Here is a 19,107-nt window from a genome sequence, read left to right as displayed (position 1 = left end):
AATGCTAGTTGAACTAGATATTAAAAATTTTGCGATTATTAAAAACTTAAAAGTTCGCTTTCAAGAAAAAATGACCGTGATTATCGGTGAAACTGGTGCTGGTAAATCTATTATCATTGATGCGGTTTCATTATTAATGGGGAGCCGCAGTCAAAAAGAGATGATCCGTTCTGGAGAACAAAAAGCTGTAATTACAGGTCTATTTGTACTTGATAATCAAAAAGAAAAAATTGCAGAGCTATGTGAAAAATATGGCTTGCCTCATGATGATGATCAATTGGTAATTAGCCGGGAATTGGCCATCAAGGGTAGAAATATAGTACGTATTAATGGTCAATTGACAACCATCAATGTTTTGCGTGAAATTGGTAATTATTTAGTCGATATTCATGGTCAGCATGATCAGCAAATATTGATGGACCAAGATCGTCAAATTGATTTGGTTGATGATTACGCACCTGATTCTTTTAAAGAAGAGTTATCGGCATATCAAGAGGACTACCGTCATTGGCAAAAATTAACCAATCAACTGCGTCATTTGCGTCAAGATGCACAGGAATTAGCTCAAAAGCAAGATATTCTTCAATTTCAAAATGATGAATTAGAGTCTGCCAATTTGGAAGATCCTGATGAAGATGAAAAGCTAGAAGAAGAATATAATGAGCTAAATAATTATCAAAAAATTGCAGATACTGCCAACTATTTTATGCAGCTGTATGATGATGACGAGCATGGAATTGCGACATTGCTTGGGGATGCACAAAATGCAGCAACAGATTTGACAGAATTTGGTTCAAAATTTAAGGATTTTGCCAAAACCGTTGATGATGGAGTTTATGCTTTAAACGATGCGCGTAGCGAATTGTCTAATTTGATGGATCAAATGGATTTTGATGAAGAACGTTACCAATATGTGACTAATCGCATTGATACATTGAACTCATTGAAGAAAAAGTATGGTCCAACTTTGGCAGATGTCTTTTCTTTTTATGCTAAAGTGCAAAAAGAACTTAGTCAGTTTGAAACTGGTGGTCTAGATGAAGAAAAGCTGCAAGCAGAAGTGGCTCAAGTCGAAGAAAAAATGACTAAAGAAGCTAGACAGTTGCATTTGATTCGAGAAAAAGTTGCCCATTCACTAGAAGAGCAGATTAAGCAAGAATTAGCGGACCTTTATATGGAAAAGGCACGTTTCTCCATTAATTTTGAAGAAACCAAGACTTTTACAGCCAAAGGAACAGATGCAATTGTATTTTTAATCGCACCTAACCCAGGTGAAGATTTAATGCCACTGGTAAAAATTGTCTCTGGCGGTGAACAGTCTAGATTGATTCTGGCATTGAAAGCTATCTTTAGCCGTGTTGAGCCAGTGGGAACAATGATTTTTGACGAAATTGATACGGGTGTGTCTGGACGAGTTTCTGCGGCAATTGGTAAAAAGATGCATTCAATTGGTCGAGACAAGCAAGTAATTGCCATCACTCACTCTCCGCAAGTTGCAGCGGCTGGTGATCAAAGCTACTTAGTTGCTAAGCAAGTAAAAGATGGTTCTACTTTTACGCAAATAGGACCGTTGAGTAAAGAAGAGACCATCACTGCAATTGCTCAGATGATGGCAGGACAAGATGTAACAGATGCAGCTAAAAAGAATGCTGCTGATTTAATTAAGAGTATTAAAGATGAATAAAATTAATGATTTTTGTATAGATTTTTGTCAAAAACATCATGTTGATCCAGAAGAATTGGAAGAAGTTTTTGCCTTTGGTAGAAATAGTCATGATGCCGATGTCTTGAGTGATTTGGTCAATCGAGGTATAAAAACTTGCTACTACAAGCGTATATGATCTTGATGGAGCCATGCCCGTTGTAGGAAAATATGCAATTGTTTTAAATGGTAAAAATGAACCGGTGTGTGTAATTCAAAACAAAACCGTTGAAATTATGCCGTTTAAGAACGTTTCAGCTGAACATGCATATTTAGAGGGCGAAGGAGATCGCTCATATGAGTATTGGCGGAAAGTTCATGAAAAATTTTTCGCACAGGAATGTGAAGAAGATTTGGATACTACTTTTACTGAAAATACTGAAGTAGTTTGCGAAACTTTCGAAAAGGTAGATTAAAGCAAAAAGCAGGTGATTAGCCTGCTTTTTCTAATACCTTGGGACGTCTACGGTTGAACTACAAAAAGAGAAAACTTGAAAAACTAATGATTTTAGTGCAAACTAGATATATTAATAGTTACTAAGAGGAGTTCAACATGGCAGATAAAGGTTTGTTATTAGTACTTTCTGGTCCTTCAGGTGTTGGTAAGGGAACTGTGAAAAGTGTTATTGTTGAAAACAAAGTCTTTCCGTTTGAGTATTCAGTTTCGATGACTACTCGTAAGCCTCGACCTGGAGAAGTCGATGGTAAAGATTATTTCTTTGTAAGTGAAGAACGTTTTCAAGAAGCTATTAAAAATGGTGAGTTATTAGAATATAACAATTACGTTGGACATTATTATGGTACGCCATTAGCTCCCGTAAAAAAGATGTTGCATGATGGCAAGGACGTTTTATTGGAGATTGACGTTAACGGTGCCGCTAAGGTCCGTGAAAAAATGCCAGATGGCGTGTTCATCTTTTTAACTCCACCAGATTTGCATACATTGCATTTACGATTAGAACATCGTGGTACCGAGTCAGAAGATGTAATTCGTGGTAGAATTAAGCAAGTTCGAAATGAAATCTTGGAAATGGGAGAGTATGATTATGCAGTTGTAAATGATACAGTTGCTAATGCAGTAGACCATATCAAGGCAATTGTTGATGCAGAGCATGTCAGTGTTAAACGTGTAATTGATGACTATCGCAAGATGGTCAAGGAGGATTAATCATGAGAATTACTTATCCATCAATTGATAAATTGTTGTCACGTGTTGATTCACGTTATTCATTATCTGTTCTTGCTGCTAAGAGAGCACATGAACTTGAAGCTGGTGATCCACCAACTTTAGATCATTTCAAGTGTGATAAGGCAGTGGGTAAGGCACTTGAAGAAATTGCCGCTGGTAAAGTAACGGTTGACCCAGCTCATGCCGAGGTTAACCTTGAAGACTAATTTACTGACCTTCATCCTTTGGGGTGGAGGTCTTTTTTACAGGTGATTAGATGATTGCTCAGGTTATTGTTGATGTTGCAGCTAAGCAAACGGATCGTATTTTCGAATATCACATTCCGGCTGAATTAGAAAAAGATGTAAAAATCGGTTCAAGGGTAATAGTGCCATTTGGTCGGAGAAAAGTACAAGGCTTTGTGGTTGGTATAGAAGAAAAAAGTCAATTTAAAGGCAAACTGAAGGATTTACTAGTCACAGTAGATGAAATGCCACCACTTACGCCGGAATTAATCAAATTATCTGAAAATTTAGCACAAAATATTTTTTCATATAGAATAACTATTTTGCAGGCTATGCTGCCATGGGTAATGCGAGCAGGTTATCGCAAACTATTAGTGCCTGCAAATGAAAAAGCAAAGCAGATACCCTTTTTTCAAGGTGATCCAGTTGATTTATCCAAAATGACGGATCTGAAGCAAATAAAAAAGGCTCATCAATTGTTAAAAAGTGATGATGCCAAAATAGAATATGTTGTTGAAAATAGGGCTAAAGAGAAAAAAGAAAACCAATATGAATTGACGCTTGATTCTGCGGAATATACTAAAATTTATAATACTTTGCGCCAAAATGCAGTTAAGCAAAAGCAATTGATTATGGATATCATTGAAAACAAGGATGATTATCCTAAAAGTCAAAGTAGTTTAATAAAGGGATTGGGTTTGTCTACAGCTAGTTTGAATTCTGCCGTTGAAAAAGGGTGGTTAAAAAGAAAGGCTGTTGAAGTTTATCGTAATCCTTTAGCTGGCTTTGAAGATGAAGAAAAGCCGGTTCCGGTAACTTTAAACGATGAACAGCAAACTGCATTAAATCAAATTAATAAAGCTATAGATCAGCATAAAGCAGAAACTTTTTTGCTTGAGGGAATTACTGGCAGCGGAAAAACTGAAGTATATTTACATGCAATTGGGCAAGCTTTAGCTCAAGGAAGAACTGCTTTGATGCTAGTGCCAGAAATTTCGTTGACTCCTCAAATGGTTAAACAAGTGAAAGCACGTTTTGGTGATAAGGTGGCTGTTTTGCACAGTGCTTTATCTGAAGGTGAAAAATATGATGAATGGCGCAGAATTCGCCGCGGCGAAATTCAAGTAGTAGTTGGAGCAAGAAGTGCAGTTTTTGTACCGCTGGATAATATTGGCTTAATCGTAATTGATGAGGAACATGAATCATCATATAAGCAAGAGACCAATCCGCGCTACAATGCCAAAAATGTGGCAATTTGGCGCAGCAAGTATCATCATTGCCCACTAGTACTAGGGAGTGCCACTCCATCGCTTGGAAGTCGTGCTCGCGCTCAAAAAGATGTCTATCATTTATTGCGGTTAACCAAACGCGCAAATCACAAGAAATTACCGAAAGTTAATTTGATTGATCTTAAACATGTTCAATTTGCGGGTGGTCAATTTGATCTATCCGTTGAATTGGTTGACGCCATTAAGAAAAGACTAGAGAAAAAAGAGCAGGTTATCTTAATGCTTAACCGGCGTGGCTTTGCTAATTTTATGTTCTGTCGGGAATGTGGTTTTGTTTTGAAATGTCCTAATTGTGATATCTCGCTTAACTTGCATAAAGATACTAATAGCATGCAATGTCACTATTGTGGGCATACAGAGCCAATACCTACTCGTTGTCCTAATTGTCAGAGTTCAAAGATTCGTTTCGTAGGAACGGGAACCCAAAAAGTTCAAGAAGAACTTGACGAACTTTTGCCAGGAGTTAGAATTTTAAGAATGGATGTTGATACCACCAGAAGAAAAGGTAGTTATAAACGCATCCTAGATTCATTTGGTAATCATGAAGCGGATATTTTGCTAGGAACTCAAATGATTGCTAAAGGATTGGACTTTCCAAATGTAACTTTAGTTGGCGTAATTAACGCGGATACGGGATTATGGTTATCTGATTATAATGCATCGGAAAAAACTTTTGAATTATTAACGCAAGTTGCAGGCCGTGCGGGCCGAGCCGACAAGGAAGGCGAAGTTTTAATTCAAACTTATAATCCAGAGCACTATGCCATTCAATTGGCACAAACGCAGGATTATGAAAGATTTTATGGTTATGAAATGCATATGCGTCATGCTGGTAATTACCCACCATATTTTTATACAGTATTAATATCAGTTGCTGCTAAAAAAGAGCAAAATGCGGCTAGAGAAGCATTTAAGATTAAACGATATTTATTGCAACATTTGAATAATCAAGTGATAATCTTAGGACCATCCCCAAGTGCAATTTCTAGAGTAAAAAATCAATATTATTACCAAATACTGGTAAAATATAAAAAAGAGCCAAATTTGAATAAACTGTTACACCATGTTCAAGATTCTGCTCAAGAAGCTAAAAAATATGGATTAAGTATTTTTATCGATAATGAACCAGAAAGAATAATGTAAGGGAGATGCTTTGGTGACATCAGTAATATTTATGGGAACACCAGAATTTTCTGTTCCAGTATTAGAAGGTTTAATTAAAAATAATTATGAAATTAAGGCTGTTGTAACTCAGCCTGATAAAAAAGTAGGCCGTAAGCAAAAAATTACTAAGACTCCAGCTAAAATTGCTGCAGAAAAGCATGGTTTGCCAGTCTTTCAACCAGTAAAATTATCTGGCTCAGAAGAAATGCAACAAGTGATTGATATGCATGCCGACTTAATCGTTACTGCTGCTTATGGTCAATTTTTGCCAACTAAGTTTTTAAAATCAGTAAAAATTGCAGCTGTTAACGTTCATGGTTCACTTTTGCCAAAATATCGTGGTGGTGCGCCAATTCAATACTCACTTATTAATGGGGATGCAGAAACTGGTATTACCATTATGGAAATGGTGAAGAAGATGGATGCTGGTGATATCTATTCTCAAAAGGCAATTAAGATTGAACCAGATGATAATGCTGGTACTTTGTTTAGCAAATTATCAATTGTAGGTAGAGACTTGTTATTAGAAACTTTGCCTTCGATTATTGATGGCAGCATTAAGAAGATCCCACAAGATCCAGATAAGGTAGTCTTTTCACCTAACATTACTAAAGAGCAAGAAAGAATCGGTCCTACTATGACAGCTACTGAGGCTAATAACATGATTCGTGCTCTTAATCCAGATCCAGGTGCTTACATGATGCTTGAAGGCAAGCGTTTTAAAGTTTGGAAAGCAGAAGTAGCTAAGGATAGTACTGATTTAAAGCCGGGTTGTGTAGTGGCTAATAAGGGCCGCTTTGCAATTAGTTTTGCAGATGGTACTGTTTTGAACTTGCTTGAGGTACAACCAAGTGGCAAGAAGAAGATGGATATTAAGAACTTTTTAAATGGTCAAGGCAGCAAGTTTGCCCCAGGAGAAGAAATTGTCGACAAATAAAAGTGCCCGTGCAATTAGCTTAGAGACTTTAATTAAAGTTTTACAAAATGGCTCATATTCAAATATTAGTTTGAATAATAGTTTGAAGCATTCTGACTTATCAATTGCAGATCAAAATTTAGCGACTAGAATTGTCTATGGTACGATTCAGTATCGTCTTTTTTTGGAATATCAATTGACGGGATTGCTAAAAACAAAAATTACTGAAAAATATTTGAAGCCACTTTTATTAATGTCTCTTTATCAGATAATATTTTTGGATAAGGTTCCTAATCGTGCTGTGCTAGACGAAGCAAACAAGTTAGCTAAGCAGTTTGGCAAACATCATTCGTCAGGCTATAGAGTAGTGAACGGAATCTTGCGTGCATTTATTAGACGCGGCGTGATTTTGCCTGATGAAAAAGATACTATTAAATATTTAAGTATTAAGGAAAGTGTTCCTGAATGGCTAGTTAAATATTTAATTGATAATTGGGGCATGCAAAAAGCTCAGTCGGTTTTGAGCAGTATTAATGACCCGGCTAAAAATAGTGTACGAATTTCATCATTAGCAGATAGAAACAAAGTTTTTGATCAATTAAAAAAAGAAGGATATCAGCCAGAATGGTCCAATTTATCTCTTAATGATGCCGTCTTAAGTCATGGTGGTATTAGTGAGAGTGATTTGTTTGAGCAGGGAAAGTTGATAATTCAAGATGAAGCCGCTAGCTTAGTGGTAGAAGCTTTTGATTTTGATCAAAATCAAACTGAACATGTTTTAGATGCATGTAGTGCACCTGGCGGTAAAACCGTACAGATTGCCGAAAATATCCACGGTGATGTTACTGCATTAGATATTCATGAAAAGAAGTTGCGTTTAGTAAAAGAAAATGCACGGCGGATGCATGTTTTAGATAAGGTAACAACTAAGGCATGTGATGCTAGAAAAGCACATGAAATATTTAAAGCAGGCGAATTTACTAAAATTTTAGTTGATGCTCCATGCTCAGGACTAGGGTTATTAAGACGTAAACCTGAGATTCGTTATACTAAAAGTTTGCAAGATTTAAGAAACTTACAAAAAATTCAGTTAACGATTTTAGATTCTATTAGCAAATTGTTAAAAGCAGAGGGAGAGTTAGTATACTCAACCTGTTCAATTTCAATGGAAGAAAATGAAGAAGTAGTTAAGCGATTCTTGCGAATTCATCCTGGTTTTGAATTAAAACCATTTTCATTAAGCAAGCTTGAGTCCAAGACAGGAATGTTAAAAATAATGCCTGATCAAGATGGCAATGATGGATTTTTCATTGCAAAATTTAGATTACGAGGTTAGATTTTTGATAGAAACAGCATACGCTTCAAGTATCGGCAAGGTACGAAAAAGCAATCAAGATTTTGTACAAGTTTTTGAGAATCGTGAGGGTGTTACCTTAGCGATTGTTTGTGATGGTATGGGCGGTCATCAAGGCGGCGATGTTGCCTCCACAATGGCCGTAACTCATTTAGGACATAATTTTGGCATGACGGACTTTACCGATGCCAATATTGCTCGAAAATGGTTAGATGTACAATTAAATTCAGAAAATGAAATAATTTTAAAAACAGCTGATAAATTTCCTGATTTAAACGGAATGGGGACCACAATTGTCTTAGCCTTTGCGTTTAAGGATAATGCGTTGATCGCTCATTTAGGTGATTCACGTGCTTATAGTTATTCTGAAGGAAAATTTGTTCAATTGACTGAGGATCACTCTTTGGTTAATGAATTAGTCAAAATGGGGCAAATTACTAAGGAACAAGCTAAGCACCATCCTCAAAAAAATATTATTACTCAAGCCTTGGGCGTATCTAGCACAATTGACCCTGAAATTAAGGAAATTAAGCTCGACGAAAATGATATTATTTTGCTTTGTACGGATGGATTAACTAATTCACTTAGTGATCCCCAAATACAGCAAATTTTAGCTACAAAAGAATTAAGCTTAAAAGAGCGATGCAATAAATTAATTAGTGAATCCAATCGATTAGGTGGTGGTGATAATATTACCGTTTGCCTAACTTGGAATAAGGAGGACGAGAGCAGTGATCGATAAAGGTTATCTGCTTGGTGAACGCTATCGCATTATTGATACTTTAGGCGAAGGCGGTATGGCTAATGTCTATCTAGCCGAAGATATTATTCTGCAACGCAAAGTTGCGGTTAAAATCCTGCGGTTAGATTTACAAAATGAACCTCAAACTCAAGCTCGTTTTAAAAGAGAAGCTTTAGCCACGAGTGAATTAAGTCATCCTAATATTGTTTCTGTTCTTGATGTAGGCACTGATCATGGATTGCATTATATGGTAATGGAATATGTTGATGGTCCTGATTTAAAAGAATATATTCACCAAAATGCTCCTTTAGATTTGCATGAAGTAATTCGCATCATGGACAAAATCCTGAGCGCTGTTGCTCTGGCCCATAAACATAATGTGATTCACCGTGATCTCAAGCCGCAAAACATCCTGATGGATAAGAGAGGCAATATTAAGATTGCTGATTTCGGAATTGCGGTTGCCTTGAATCAGAGCTCTGTTACACAGACTAATTCTGTTATGGGATCAGTTCATTATATGTCGCCCGAACAGACTAGAGGCGGGTTGGTTACTAAGCAGTCAGACATTTATTCTTTAGGAATTATTTTGTATGAATTGATTACAGGAACCGTGCCATTTAATGGTGATACTCCTGTTTCGATTGCCTTAAAACACGCGCAGGAACCGATACCTTCTATTCGAAAGAAGGATCATAGTGTTCCGCAAGCCTTAGAAAATGTTGTTTTAAGGGCTACTGCTAAAGATCCGCGAGATCGTTATGCTACAGCTCAAGCAATGCAGGCTGATTTAGATAGCAGTTTAGATCCAGAACGGGCAGACGAGCCGGTTTTTGTACCTAATCATGGAAATAATAATGATAAAACAATCGTTTTGCCTGGCTTTAAAGCTCCAGAAAAAGAGCAGCCGACAGAATCTGATGAAGAAACTAAACCTGATAAAAAAGAAAAGAAAAAAGATTTTTGGCAGAATGTAAAGAGCCATAAATGGTGGTGGATCTTTTCAATCATTGCTACAGGATTAATTATCTTTATTATGATCTTTGCACTAAGTGGAAGTAATAATAAACCACATCAAGTGCATATTCCAGATGTGACCAATATAACTGAAAAAAGTGCCGAAAAGAAATTAGAAGCTGCTGGCTTGCAAATAGGCAAGGTGGTTAAGCGACAATCTGATGATATTAAAAAAGGACATGTCATCGGTACTAAACCAGCTGCAGGTAATAGCATGGATCAAGGAAAAGCTATTATTTTGATCGTATCTAGTGGTTCAAGCATGGTAAAAGTTCCTAATGTAGTTGGGGATAATTATGATGAAGCTGCAGAAAAGCTGGAAAATCAAGGCTTTGATGTAGTTAGAGAAGACCAGTATTCAAATAAAGTAGCTAGAGATAATATTATTTCTCAAAGTATTGCTGCTGGGGTAGAAGTAAAACCAACGCAGACAACTATTACTTTAGTGGTCTCTCGTGGCAAAAAAGTAAAGCCGAAGATAAACACTGTAACCTTGAAGGATCTGCACAATTATTCATTGAAGAGTGCACAGGACTACGCTAAAGAACATGGTTTGACTTTACAGATTAATCAAGAATATTCTGATGAAGTTGAAAAAGGCCTGGTTATCTCAATGCAACCAGAGGCTGGTACCAAGGTGGAACGTGGATCTACCGTAACAATTAAGGTTTCACGCGGTCCAAAGGAAGAAAAAGATACTACTATTACTAAGACATTTACTGTTAATTATATAGGCACCGATCTCAATAATGATGATAAATCCGATAGCAAGAGTTGGGATGCTTCTAATAAAGAAGACAGCAGCAAAGGTGATCATGTTCAGATTTATATCAAAGATGATGATCACTCGTTAAGTAATATCTATCGTGACTTGTATATTAAACGTGATATGAGTTTTTCAATTCCATTTTCTCTTAAGAATGGGAATGGTCAATTACGAGTAGTTCGTAATAGAGAAACTGTTTTAAATGAAAAGGTGACAAAATAAATGAAACTAGCAGAAGGAACCGTTGTAGGGTTAATTGCTGGTTATTATGACGTGGAAACTGCTGCGGGTATCGTTAGAACGCGTGCTCGCGGCGTTTTTCGTCAAAAAAAGCAAAAACCTGCAGTAGGTGATCGTGTAGAAATTAAAATAGATGATCAAGGCATGAGTTATTTGGTAAAGATTTTACCGCGGCTTAATAGAATAGGCCGACCAGCTGTAGCAAACGTTAGTCATATATTATTAGTGATTTCTGCAGTTGAACCTGATTTTTCTTTAGAATTACTAGATCGTTTTTTAACTTTCTTCTCTTGGCAAAAAGTAAAGGTCACTATCTATTTATCCAAAACTGATTTATTAAAAGGCGATAAGTTAGCTAAAATTAAAGAAGATTTAGCATATTACCAAAAAATTGGTTATCCTGTGTTTACTGATTACCATGATGTAGAGGTCAAGATTCCACAAATGATTAAAGAAGGACAAATTTGGACGCTAGCTGGGCAATCCGGTGCGGGCAAATCAACTCTGCTTAATCATTTGAAGAAGGATGCTAATCAAGTGACAGGAGCAATTTCTGCTAGTTTAAATCGTGGTAAGCACACTACTAGGAAAGTCGAATTATTTAAGTTGGGCGAAGGATTTTTAGCCGATACGCCTGGTTTTTCTTCGATTGATTTAACGCCAATTAAGTTAAACGAATTATGCAACTATTTTGTTGAGTTTAAACGTGCTAGCAGCAAATGTAAATTTAGAGGATGCCAGCATTTAAAAGAGCCTGGCTGTGAAGTCAAAAAGCTGCTTGAAGAAGGCCAAATAATGCAACATCGTTATGATGATTATTTGGCAATGAGAACAGAAATTAGTGAAAGCCGATTACCTGAATATTTGAAATAATAGGAGAAAAAAATGATTATTGCGCCGTCAATTTTGAACGCAGATAATTTGAACTTAAAAGAAAATATTAAAGAAGCTGTTGCAGTGGGAATTGATCGTTTCCATATCGATATCATGGATGGACATTTTGTGCCCAATTTATCTTTTGGGCCACAACTGATTAGTGATTTTAAGCGTGAATTTCCTATGATAGATGCCGAGATTCACTTTATGAGTAACAATCCTGATGATCTTATTCCTGCTTTTGTGGCTGCAGGAGCAGATATCATGGAGCTGCATTATGGTGCTATGAGTGAATCTAAGTTGAATTATTGGCTTGATTATTTGGCTTCTAATGGTGTCGAGACTGTTTTGGCAATTAAACCAGATGTTCAAGCTGATGTTATCGAAAAGTTTTTGCCTAAAATTAAGCAAGTTTTGGTAATGACCGTTAACCCAGGTTTTGGTGGTCAAAGTTTTATTGCCGATTCTGCAGAGAAAATCAAGCAAGTTAGAGAAATTGTGGGTCCAAATATGCCTATTGAAGTTGATGGCGGTATTAACGATCGCACAATTAAAATCGCTAAAGACGCTGGTGCCGATGTTTTTGTGGTAGGTTCATATTTATATAAAAACGGCAATATTACTAATCAAGTACGTAAATTAGAAAAAATTATTAAATAATGAAGGTATATGCATTATTAGGTGGACCAACAGATTTGTGGCCGGCTGATATTAAAGGAAAATTTTTGAATGCAAAAAAAGCGGGAGATCTCATTGTTGGAGTAGATCGTGGGTCTTTATATTTAGAAGAATTGGGAATAACTCCTGATTTAGCACTAGGTGATTTTGATTCTTTAAAAAAGGCTGATTTGGCTAAGATTGAAAGCAATGTAAAAGATATCCGCTATTCTAATCCAGTCAAAGACTTAACTGATTCTGAATTGATGCTGCATACCGTTTTTGAAGATTATCGAATCAATAGTCTGAATATTTATGGTGCAACGGGAGGCAGAATAGATCATTTTTTGATTAATCTATTAATGCTGCTCAATCCATCTTTGCGAAAGTTTGCGGAACAAGTTTCAATAGTAGATAAGCAAAACAAAGTAATCTTTTTCAATCCTGGGCTTCATCTGATAGAAAAAATAGCAGATTATCCTTATATTGGTTTTGCTAGTTTGGCAGCGATTAAAGATTTTAATATTTTGCGTGCAAAGTATGAATTGCATCATTATTTCGGAGATTATCCACGAGTATTTTCTTCGAATGAATTTTTGCCCAATACTTCCCAATTTGAAATTAATTTTAAAAAGGGAATGATTGCCGCAATTTATTCAAAAGACGTTAATCGCTTTCATAATCTTTAAAAATAGGTTTAAAATAAAGAAAAAAGAATCGAAGAATAGTTATGAAATATATTGATTTTGAAAAGAACGTAGCTGGCTTTGAAGATGGCCGCTATGAAGCAAGACTTGATCGTGCAAAACAAAATTTAGAAAATTACATGCACAAGAACCATGTTCACGTTTTTGATAAGAAAAAGAAGAAGGAAGCAGCAACTATTAATGGTCTTGCCAGAAATGTTACTTACCAAGACTTAGGCTTGCCAACTAAGTTAGGCGAATTGATTACTGAATATGCCTATACTCCAATCAAGGAAAGAATGGCTGATGAAATTTCAGATGATGATAAAAATTATAATATTATGAAATAAATTAAAAAGGACAACTTAAAAACAGCTGTCCTTTTTTGGTACATGAATGGTGCACATTATTTTTTGCAAACAAAAAACCTCACAGATAAATCTGCAAGGCTGGTTATTAGGCACGAGTAACTTTACCAGACTTTAAAGCCTTGGTTGAAACCCATACGCGCTTTGGCTTACCGTCAACAAGAATGCGAACTTTTTGAAGGTTTGGCTTCCAAGCACGACGAACTGAGTTCATTGCGTGTGAACGTTTGTTACCGAATGTGGTCTTCTTACCTGTTACGTAATCTTTAGCCATTTGCTAAACCTCCTTTATTATGGTGTCATACTTAATTAGGTTATCATATGTTTTGCCGCAATTCAACTTTTTTAGGACGTATTTTATTTATTGATTGTGGCAGCACTATGATAAAATAATAATCGTATATGTAGATAATAAGACGGAGGAAGAACATGGCTGTTAAGATCAAGACAAAAGATGGTTTGATTGATATTTCAAACGGTGTAATCGCAACTGTTGTTGGTGGCGCAGCTACATCTAATTATGGCGTTGTGGGAATGGCTTCAAAAAATGCCATTCGTGATGGATTCGATGGAATTCTTAATCGTGCCAATTATAAGCGCGGTGTTGTTGTCAAGTCAGAAGATAACGAGATCACTGTTGATGTGTACATTATCGTAGGCTATGGGCTTAAGATTTCTGAAGTAAGTAAGAATGTTCAAGATAGTGTTAAATTTAATCTTTCTAATCAATTAGGAATTAACACTAAAGCCGTTAATGTAATCGTTCAAAGTGTAAAGGTACTTGACGAATAACGCAAGCGGAGGTTATGAATAGTGGTTTTAAATGAGATAGGTAGTAAGCAATTTAGAGATATGGTACGAGTTGCCACTCACAGAATTGGTAAAAATGCTGAATTTGTTAATTCATTAAATGTTTTCCCAGTTCCTGATGGTGATACTGGTACTAATATGAATTTGACCATTGAAAGTGGTGCAAAAGCAGTTTCTGAGAATCCTAGCACTAGTGTAGGGGATTTGACAGAAAGCTTGGCTAAAGGAATGTTAATGGGTGCTCGTGGTAACAGTGGGGTTATTACTTCACAATTATTCCGAGGCTTTTATAAGGCTACGCAAGGGATGAAAACTTTGACAGCCCAAGAATTAGCCAATGCTTTTTCAAACGGTGTTGCTACAGCTTATAAAGCTGTAATGAAGCCTGTTGAAGGAACTATTTTAACTGTAGCTCGTGTTGCTGCTCAAGAAGGTGCCAATAAAGCTAATGACACTGATGATGTTACTGAAGTAATGCAAGCTGTAGTTGAAGGTGCTAAGAAGGCACTTAAGTCTACTCCAGATTTGCTTCCAGTTTTAAAGCAAGTTGGCGTAGTTGACTCAGGCGGTCAAGGCTTGCTCTTTATTTATGAAGGTTTCCTTGAAGGAATTCTTGGTGAAAACTTTGCAGATCAATATCAACCAGATGAAAATGAAATGGATGAAATGATCAATGCAATGCACCACCAATCTTCAGTTCAAAGTCAATTGGCAACTCAAGACATTAAGAATGGCTACTGTACTGAAATTATGGTAGATCTTAATGCTGATGTGCCAAATAAGAAGAAGTTTGATCTTGAAGAATTCAGAAAGCACTTATCTGGTTTAGGTGATTCACTTTTGGCTGTTTCAGATGGTGAAATTGCTAAAGTTCACGTACATACTGAACATCCTGGTGATGTTTTTCAATACGGTAGTCAATTTGGTCAATTGGGCAAGATTAAGATTGATAACATGAGAATTCAACACGAAAGTATTGTTGATCAAGATAAAGAACAACAAGAAGCAGTTGATTTCGCAGTTATTGCTGTTGCCTCAGGTAATGGTATTCGTAAGTTGTTCGAAAGCGAAGGCGTTAACCGCATCATTTCTGGTGGTCAAACAATGAATCCATCCACTCAAGATTTTATTGATGCAATTAAGAAGTCTGGTGCTAAGAAGGCCCTTCTTTTACCAAATAACGGCAACATTATTATGGCTGCTAAACAAGCTGCCGAGGTTAGTGATATCCCAGTAGGCGTTGTACCAACCAAGACTATTTCACAAGGTTTAACTGCTATGCTTTCATTTGATCCAGTTGCATCTGTAGATGAAAATGTAGAAGCAATGTCAGATGAACTTGATACTGTGGTTTCAGGTGAAGTTACTCAAGCTACTCGTGATACTGAAATTGATAATGTTGAAATTCATAAAGACGATTATCTTGGTATCGTCGATGGCAGCATTAAGGTAGATAACGCTGACTTAATTAAGACCACTACTGAAATGATCGAAAAGATGCTTGATGACGATTCAGAAATCATCACCATTATGTATGGTCGTGATGCCAGCGAAGATGAAGCACAACAAGTTGTTGAAGCTCTTGAAGCTAATCATGATGATCTTGAATTTGAAATTCATGACGGTGGGCAACCTGTATATTACTTCTTAGTATCAGTTGAATAAAATGATAGAAAACGCATTATTTGCTCCTGTAACAGATTTAAAAGGTGTAGGGACAAAAACTGCGGCTGATTTAGGTAGCTTAGGCATTTATAGTATTTATGATTTGCTCTTTTATTTTCCTTTTCGCTATGACGAATTGCAGACGTTGCCTTTAGATCAAATCATGGATGGTCAAAAGGTAGTGCTAAAGGGATTTGTAGCAACTGAACCATTTGTTAGTCGTTTTGGCTATAAAAAGAGCCGCCTAAGTTTCAAGATGAGAATTGACCATGATGTAATCATGGTCAATTTCTTTAATCAGCCATGGCTTAAGAGCAAGATTGAAATTGGCGAAGAAGTAGCCATTTATGGCAAATATAATGTTGCTCGGCAAAGTCTTTCGGCTTTTAAGTTTATTGCAGCCAAAGAAAATGACAGTGGCATGGCGCCAATTTATCCGGTTAATCGGCATGTTAAACAAAAAAAGCTAGTTAGTTTAATTAACTTAGCAATAGATGTTTTTTTAGATCAAGTTCGTGATATTGTTCCTGAAAATATCAGAGAAAAATATCGCTTATTAACTGATCAAGAGATTATTCAAAAAATGCATCATCCTAAAAATAGTACTGAAGCAAATTTAGCTAAAAGAAGTGCTATTTTTCGAGAATTTTTCATTTTTGAATTACAGCTGGCACTTTTGGCTAATCATGATGGCAAACAAGCAGGCTATCCTAAGAATTATGATTTAAAGGAAATAGCTCAATTGACGTCTTCTTTGCCATTTGAATTATCAGATGATCAAAAAGAAGTTGTTAATGAAATATTTGCGGATATGCACTCATCTGGTCAGATGCGTCGCTTGTTGCAGGGGGATGTAGGATCAGGTAAAACGGTTGTAGCTGTTTATGCTATCTTTGCAGCAATTACTGCAGGCTATCAAGTTGCCTTGATGGTGCCAACCGAAATTTTGGCTACGCAGCATTTTAAAAAAATTGATGAATTGCTTCGCCCATTGGGTGTAAGAGTGGCTTTGTTAACAGGTAATACCAAAACATTAGAGCGCAGAGAAATTTATCGCGAATTGATGGATGGTACGATTAATGTGATGATTGGTACACATGCTTTAATTCAAGAAAATGTCATTTTTAAGAAGCTGGGTTTGGTAATTATTGATGAGCAGCACCGTTTTGGCGTTGGACAAAGACAAGCTTTAATCAATAAAGGCGATCAACCTGATATTTTAGCAATGACAGCTACGCCAATTCCACGTACGCTTGCTTTAACAGTATATGGGGACATGACTGTTTCTGAAATTCATCACATGCCCGCTGGTAGAAAACCTATTATTTCATCTTGGAAAACTAGCACTCAGATGAAAGATGTTTATCAAAAAATGCAGGATCAACTTGATCAAGGCTTTCAAATTTATGCTGTTACGCCGCTGATTACTGAATCTGAAACATTAGATTTAAAGAATGCTGAAGAATTGCATGCTAAATTAAGTCATGATTTTCCAGATCAAAAGGTGGTTTTGCTTCATGGGCAAATGCCAGGGCCTAAAAAAGATGAGATTATGATTGCTTTTGCAAGTGGAGAGATCAATATCTTAGTGACAACCAGTGTAATTGAAGTTGGAGTCGATGTAGCTAATGCCAATATGATGGTCATTTATAATGCAGATCGTTTTGGATTAAGCCAGCTGCACCAGCTTCGCGGTAGAATTGGTCGTGGCAAGACGCAAAGTTACTGCGTATTTGTAGCCGACCCTAAAACTGATTCTGGTAAGGCAAGAATGAAAATAATTGCCGCCACTAATGATGGCTTTAAATTAGCAGAAGAAGATCTTAAAATGCGTGGTGAGGGTGATCTTTTTGGTAAAGCTCAATCCGGATTGCCGGAATTTCGCGTGGGGGATGTAGTTAATAACTACAATACCTTGGTGGTTGCACAAAAAGTAGCCCGAGATCTAGTTCAACAAGATCCTAAATTAGCTGATTATCCAACGCTTAAACAAGTGCTAGAATATAAACAATTAGAACAAAATAGAATTTAAAAAGATTGTGGTGATTTATATTGAGAACAATTGCTATTGATGCTATGGGCGGAGATAATGCGCCTGAAGCAATCGTTGAAGCTGTTTTAAAAGCAAAAGCTGAAATGCCTGACACTAAGTTTTTGCTATTCGGTGATAAGGAACAACTGCGAAAGTTAATTCCTTCGGATCAAATTAATGATCAATTGGGCGTAGTTGCAACTACCGAAATCATTGCAGATGAAGATGAACCAGTTAAGGCAATTAGAAGAAAAAAAGATTCTTCAATGGTTGTAGCGGCCAATTTTGTTAAAGAAGGAAAAGCAGATGCCCTTCTTTCTTTAGGAAATACTGGGGCACTTCTTGCTTGTGGTATTTTTATCATTGGCCGTATTAAAGGAATTGCTCGTCCAGGTTTAATGCCAACTTTGCCAGTTCAAAATAGTGATGATGGCTTTAACATGGTTGATGTAGGTGCCAATGCTAAAAGCAAGCCCGAATTTTTGCTTCAATGGGCAGAAATGGCATCTTATTATGCTGAAAAGATTCGTGGTATTCAAAATCCACGCATCATGCTGTTAAATAACGGTTCTGAAAGCGACAAGGGTGATGATGTTCACCAAGCTGCTTATGAACTATTAAAAGACAGCGATCTTAACTTCCAAGGCAATATCGAAGGCAATGAATTATTATTAGGCAAAGCAGATGTGGTAGTAACTGATGGCTTTACTGGCAATGCCGTTCTTAAAAATATTGAGGGAACTTCTAGCTTTATTTTGCATCTTTTAAAGGATAGCCTGTTAAATGGCGGAGTTATGACTAAATTAGGTGCTTTAATGGTAAATGGCTCTTTATCAAGTCTCAAATCCAAGTTTGATACGGCTAAATATGGCGGCGCAATTTTGCTTGGCGTTAATGCACCGGTTGTTAAAACTCATGGTCGTTCAAATGAAAGTCCAATTTATTTCACTTTAAAACAAGTTGATAAAATGATTAAAGAAAATTTGGTGCAAGATTTTAAAGACGAATTCGCTACAAAATAGTACAATAGTTTATTAAAAAGGAGAATTTGTATGACAGAAGAAGAAATTTTCAATAAAATCAAAACCCTAATTGCCGATAACTTTAATGTGGATCAAGATAAAATTACTGAAAATACTAATTTTACAAATGACCTAGATGCTGATTCTATCGACTTAGTTGAGTTTATCTTGCAACTTGAAGATGAATTTGGCTCAGAAATTCCTGATGACGAAGCTGAGAAAATTAAGACTGTTGGTGACGCTGTATCATATATTAAGTCACATCAAGGTTAATTTTCTGAAAAAAATTCGTGTAGTTATTTGCATACGACCAGCTTTGTGTTTATAATTAGAAAATAAATAAAAAAGATTAAACAGCTTTTAATAAAAAAGCTATAAATGGAGGAAT

General features: G+C 36.4%; 18 protein-coding genes and 1 pseudogene. 18 read left to right on the top strand and 1 reads right to left on the bottom strand.

Features of this window, described 5'->3' with window-relative positions:
* The first annotated feature begins 1 nt into the window (after position 1).
* The 13 genes and pseudogenes from recN (at position 2) to HMPREF0518_RS07585 (ending at position 13,172) form a co-directional block, all read left to right on the top strand.
* Complete coding sequence (recN, locus tag HMPREF0518_RS07645; protein WP_003627591.1) at positions 2-1,684, top strand: DNA repair protein RecN; 1,683 nt, start codon at positions 2-4, stop codon at positions 1,682-1,684.
* Positions 1,677-2,118: pseudogene (locus tag HMPREF0518_RS07640) on the top strand (ASCH domain-containing protein). Before recN ends, HMPREF0518_RS07640 begins: the two are co-directional and overlap by 8 nt.
* A 137-nt stretch (positions 2,119-2,255) precedes the next feature.
* Positions 2,256-2,870, top strand: a complete 615-nt coding sequence (gene gmk, locus HMPREF0518_RS07635; RefSeq protein WP_003627588.1) for a guanylate kinase — start codon at positions 2,256-2,258, stop codon at positions 2,868-2,870.
* A gap of 2 nt (positions 2,871-2,872) precedes the next feature.
* Positions 2,873-3,097, top strand: a complete 225-nt coding sequence (gene rpoZ, locus HMPREF0518_RS07630; RefSeq protein WP_003627587.1) for a DNA-directed RNA polymerase subunit omega — start codon at positions 2,873-2,875, stop codon at positions 3,095-3,097.
* A gap of 50 nt (positions 3,098-3,147) precedes the next feature.
* Positions 3,148-5,547 carry a primosomal protein N' gene (gene priA / locus HMPREF0518_RS07625; protein WP_003627586.1) on the top strand — a complete coding sequence of 800 codons (2,400 nt, stop codon included), beginning with the start codon at positions 3,148-3,150 and terminating at the stop codon, positions 5,545-5,547.
* Between the two features lie 13 nt (positions 5,548-5,560).
* Entirely contained in the window at positions 5,561-6,505 is a 945-nt protein-coding gene (gene fmt, locus HMPREF0518_RS07620; RefSeq protein ID WP_080543084.1) for a methionyl-tRNA formyltransferase, read from the top strand.
* Positions 6,456-7,820: a 16S rRNA (cytosine(967)-C(5))-methyltransferase RsmB gene (rsmB, locus tag HMPREF0518_RS07615; protein WP_003627583.1), complete on the top strand. Its 1,365-nt coding sequence runs from the start codon at positions 6,456-6,458 to the stop codon at positions 7,818-7,820. The genes fmt and rsmB overlap by 50 nt, the downstream gene beginning before the upstream one ends.
* Positions 7,821-7,824: 4 nt before the next feature.
* Positions 7,825-8,580 carry a Stp1/IreP family PP2C-type Ser/Thr phosphatase gene (locus tag HMPREF0518_RS07610; protein ID WP_003629102.1) on the top strand — a complete coding sequence of 252 codons (756 nt, stop codon included), beginning with the start codon at positions 7,825-7,827 and terminating at the stop codon, positions 8,578-8,580.
* Positions 8,570-10,585, top strand: coding sequence for a Stk1 family PASTA domain-containing Ser/Thr kinase (gene pknB, locus HMPREF0518_RS07605; protein ID WP_003627581.1), 2,016 nt, complete (start codon positions 8,570-8,572; stop codon positions 10,583-10,585). Before HMPREF0518_RS07610 ends, pknB begins: the two co-directional genes overlap by 11 nt.
* Entirely contained in the window at positions 10,586-11,476 is an 891-nt protein-coding gene (gene rsgA / locus HMPREF0518_RS07600) for a ribosome small subunit-dependent GTPase A (protein ID WP_003627580.1), read from the top strand.
* A 12-nt stretch (positions 11,477-11,488) separates the two neighbouring features.
* Positions 11,489-12,139 (top strand): ribulose-phosphate 3-epimerase, encoded by a 651-nt coding sequence (gene rpe / locus HMPREF0518_RS07595; RefSeq protein ID WP_003627579.1) that lies wholly within the window; start codon positions 11,489-11,491, stop codon positions 12,137-12,139.
* Positions 12,139-12,825: a thiamine diphosphokinase gene (locus tag HMPREF0518_RS07590; RefSeq protein ID WP_003627578.1), complete on the top strand. Its 687-nt coding sequence runs from the start codon at positions 12,139-12,141 to the stop codon at positions 12,823-12,825. Before rpe ends, HMPREF0518_RS07590 begins: the two co-directional genes overlap by 1 nt.
* Positions 12,826-12,866: 41 nt before the next feature.
* A complete protein-coding gene (locus HMPREF0518_RS07585) occupies positions 12,867-13,172 on the top strand; it encodes a hypothetical protein (RefSeq protein WP_003627577.1) in 306 nt (101 codons plus the stop codon).
* 106 nt (positions 13,173-13,278) lie between these two features.
* On the opposite strand, the gene rpmB is transcribed toward HMPREF0518_RS07585, so the two are convergent.
* Positions 13,279-13,464 carry a 50S ribosomal protein L28 gene (gene rpmB, locus HMPREF0518_RS07580; RefSeq protein ID WP_003627575.1) on the bottom strand — a complete coding sequence of 62 codons (186 nt, stop codon included), beginning with the start codon at positions 13,462-13,464 and terminating at the stop codon, positions 13,279-13,281.
* Positions 13,465-13,619: 155 nt separating this feature from the next.
* Between rpmB and HMPREF0518_RS07575 the strand changes: the two genes are divergently transcribed.
* Genes HMPREF0518_RS07575 through acpP form a run of 5 tightly spaced genes read left to right on the top strand, consistent with a single transcriptional unit; the run spans position 13,620 to position 18,992 of the window.
* On the top strand, positions 13,620-13,982 hold the full coding sequence (locus HMPREF0518_RS07575) for an Asp23/Gls24 family envelope stress response protein (protein WP_003547910.1): 363 nt from the start codon (positions 13,620-13,622) through the stop codon (positions 13,980-13,982).
* Between the two features lie 21 nt (positions 13,983-14,003).
* Entirely contained in the window at positions 14,004-15,665 is a 1,662-nt protein-coding gene (locus HMPREF0518_RS07570; protein WP_003627574.1) for a DAK2 domain-containing protein, read from the top strand.
* A gap of 1 nt (position 15,666) precedes the next feature.
* Positions 15,667-17,697, top strand: a complete 2,031-nt coding sequence (recG, locus tag HMPREF0518_RS07565; RefSeq protein WP_012212019.1) for an ATP-dependent DNA helicase RecG — start codon at positions 15,667-15,669, stop codon at positions 17,695-17,697.
* A gap of 20 nt (positions 17,698-17,717) precedes the next feature.
* Positions 17,718-18,719, top strand: coding sequence for a phosphate acyltransferase PlsX (plsX, locus tag HMPREF0518_RS07560; protein WP_003629098.1), 1,002 nt, complete (start codon positions 17,718-17,720; stop codon positions 18,717-18,719).
* 30 nt (positions 18,720-18,749) lie between these two features.
* The gene (acpP, locus tag HMPREF0518_RS07555; protein WP_003627571.1) at positions 18,750-18,992 is read left to right on the top strand and encodes an acyl carrier protein; all 243 of its coding nucleotides are present in this window, start codon (positions 18,750-18,752) and stop codon (positions 18,990-18,992) included.
* Positions 18,993-19,107: the final 115 nt, after the last annotated feature.

The organism is Lactobacillus helveticus DSM 20075 = CGMCC 1.1877, from assembly GCF_000160855.1.
In the GTDB taxonomy this organism is placed as follows: Bacteria; Bacillota; Bacilli; order Lactobacillales; family Lactobacillaceae; genus Lactobacillus; species Lactobacillus helveticus.
This window is presented reverse-complemented; position numbering and strand designations above follow the sequence as displayed.

What these genes read in the sequence shown, in the direction of transcription:
- recN (WP_003627591.1), top strand. Translation starts at nt 2, where the DNA reads ATGCTAGTTGAACTAGATATTAAAAATTTTGCGATTATTAAAAACTTA.
- gmk (WP_003627588.1), top strand. Translation starts at nt 2,256, where the DNA reads ATGGCAGATAAAGGTTTGTTATTAGTACTTTCTGGTCCTTCAGGTGTT.
- rpoZ (WP_003627587.1), top strand. Translation starts at nt 2,873, where the DNA reads ATGAGAATTACTTATCCATCAATTGATAAATTGTTGTCACGTGTTGAT.
- priA (WP_003627586.1), top strand. Translation starts at nt 3,148, where the DNA reads ATGATTGCTCAGGTTATTGTTGATGTTGCAGCTAAGCAAACGGATCGT.
- rsmB (WP_003627583.1), top strand. Translation starts at nt 6,456, where the DNA reads ATGGTCAAGGCAGCAAGTTTGCCCCAGGAGAAGAAATTGTCGACAAAT.
- rsgA (WP_003627580.1), top strand. Translation starts at nt 10,586, where the DNA reads ATGAAACTAGCAGAAGGAACCGTTGTAGGGTTAATTGCTGGTTATTAT.
- rpe (WP_003627579.1), top strand. Translation starts at nt 11,489, where the DNA reads ATGATTATTGCGCCGTCAATTTTGAACGCAGATAATTTGAACTTAAAA.
- HMPREF0518_RS07590 (WP_003627578.1), top strand. Translation starts at nt 12,139, where the DNA reads ATGAAGGTATATGCATTATTAGGTGGACCAACAGATTTGTGGCCGGCT.
- HMPREF0518_RS07585 (WP_003627577.1), top strand. Translation starts at nt 12,867, where the DNA reads ATGAAATATATTGATTTTGAAAAGAACGTAGCTGGCTTTGAAGATGGC.
- rpmB (WP_003627575.1), bottom strand. Translation starts at nt 13,464, where the DNA reads ATGGCTAAAGATTACGTAACAGGTAAGAAGACCACATTCGGTAACAAA.
- HMPREF0518_RS07575 (WP_003547910.1), top strand. Translation starts at nt 13,620, where the DNA reads ATGGCTGTTAAGATCAAGACAAAAGATGGTTTGATTGATATTTCAAAC.
- recG (WP_012212019.1), top strand. Translation starts at nt 15,667, where the DNA reads ATGATAGAAAACGCATTATTTGCTCCTGTAACAGATTTAAAAGGTGTA.
- acpP (WP_003627571.1), top strand. Translation starts at nt 18,750, where the DNA reads ATGACAGAAGAAGAAATTTTCAATAAAATCAAAACCCTAATTGCCGAT.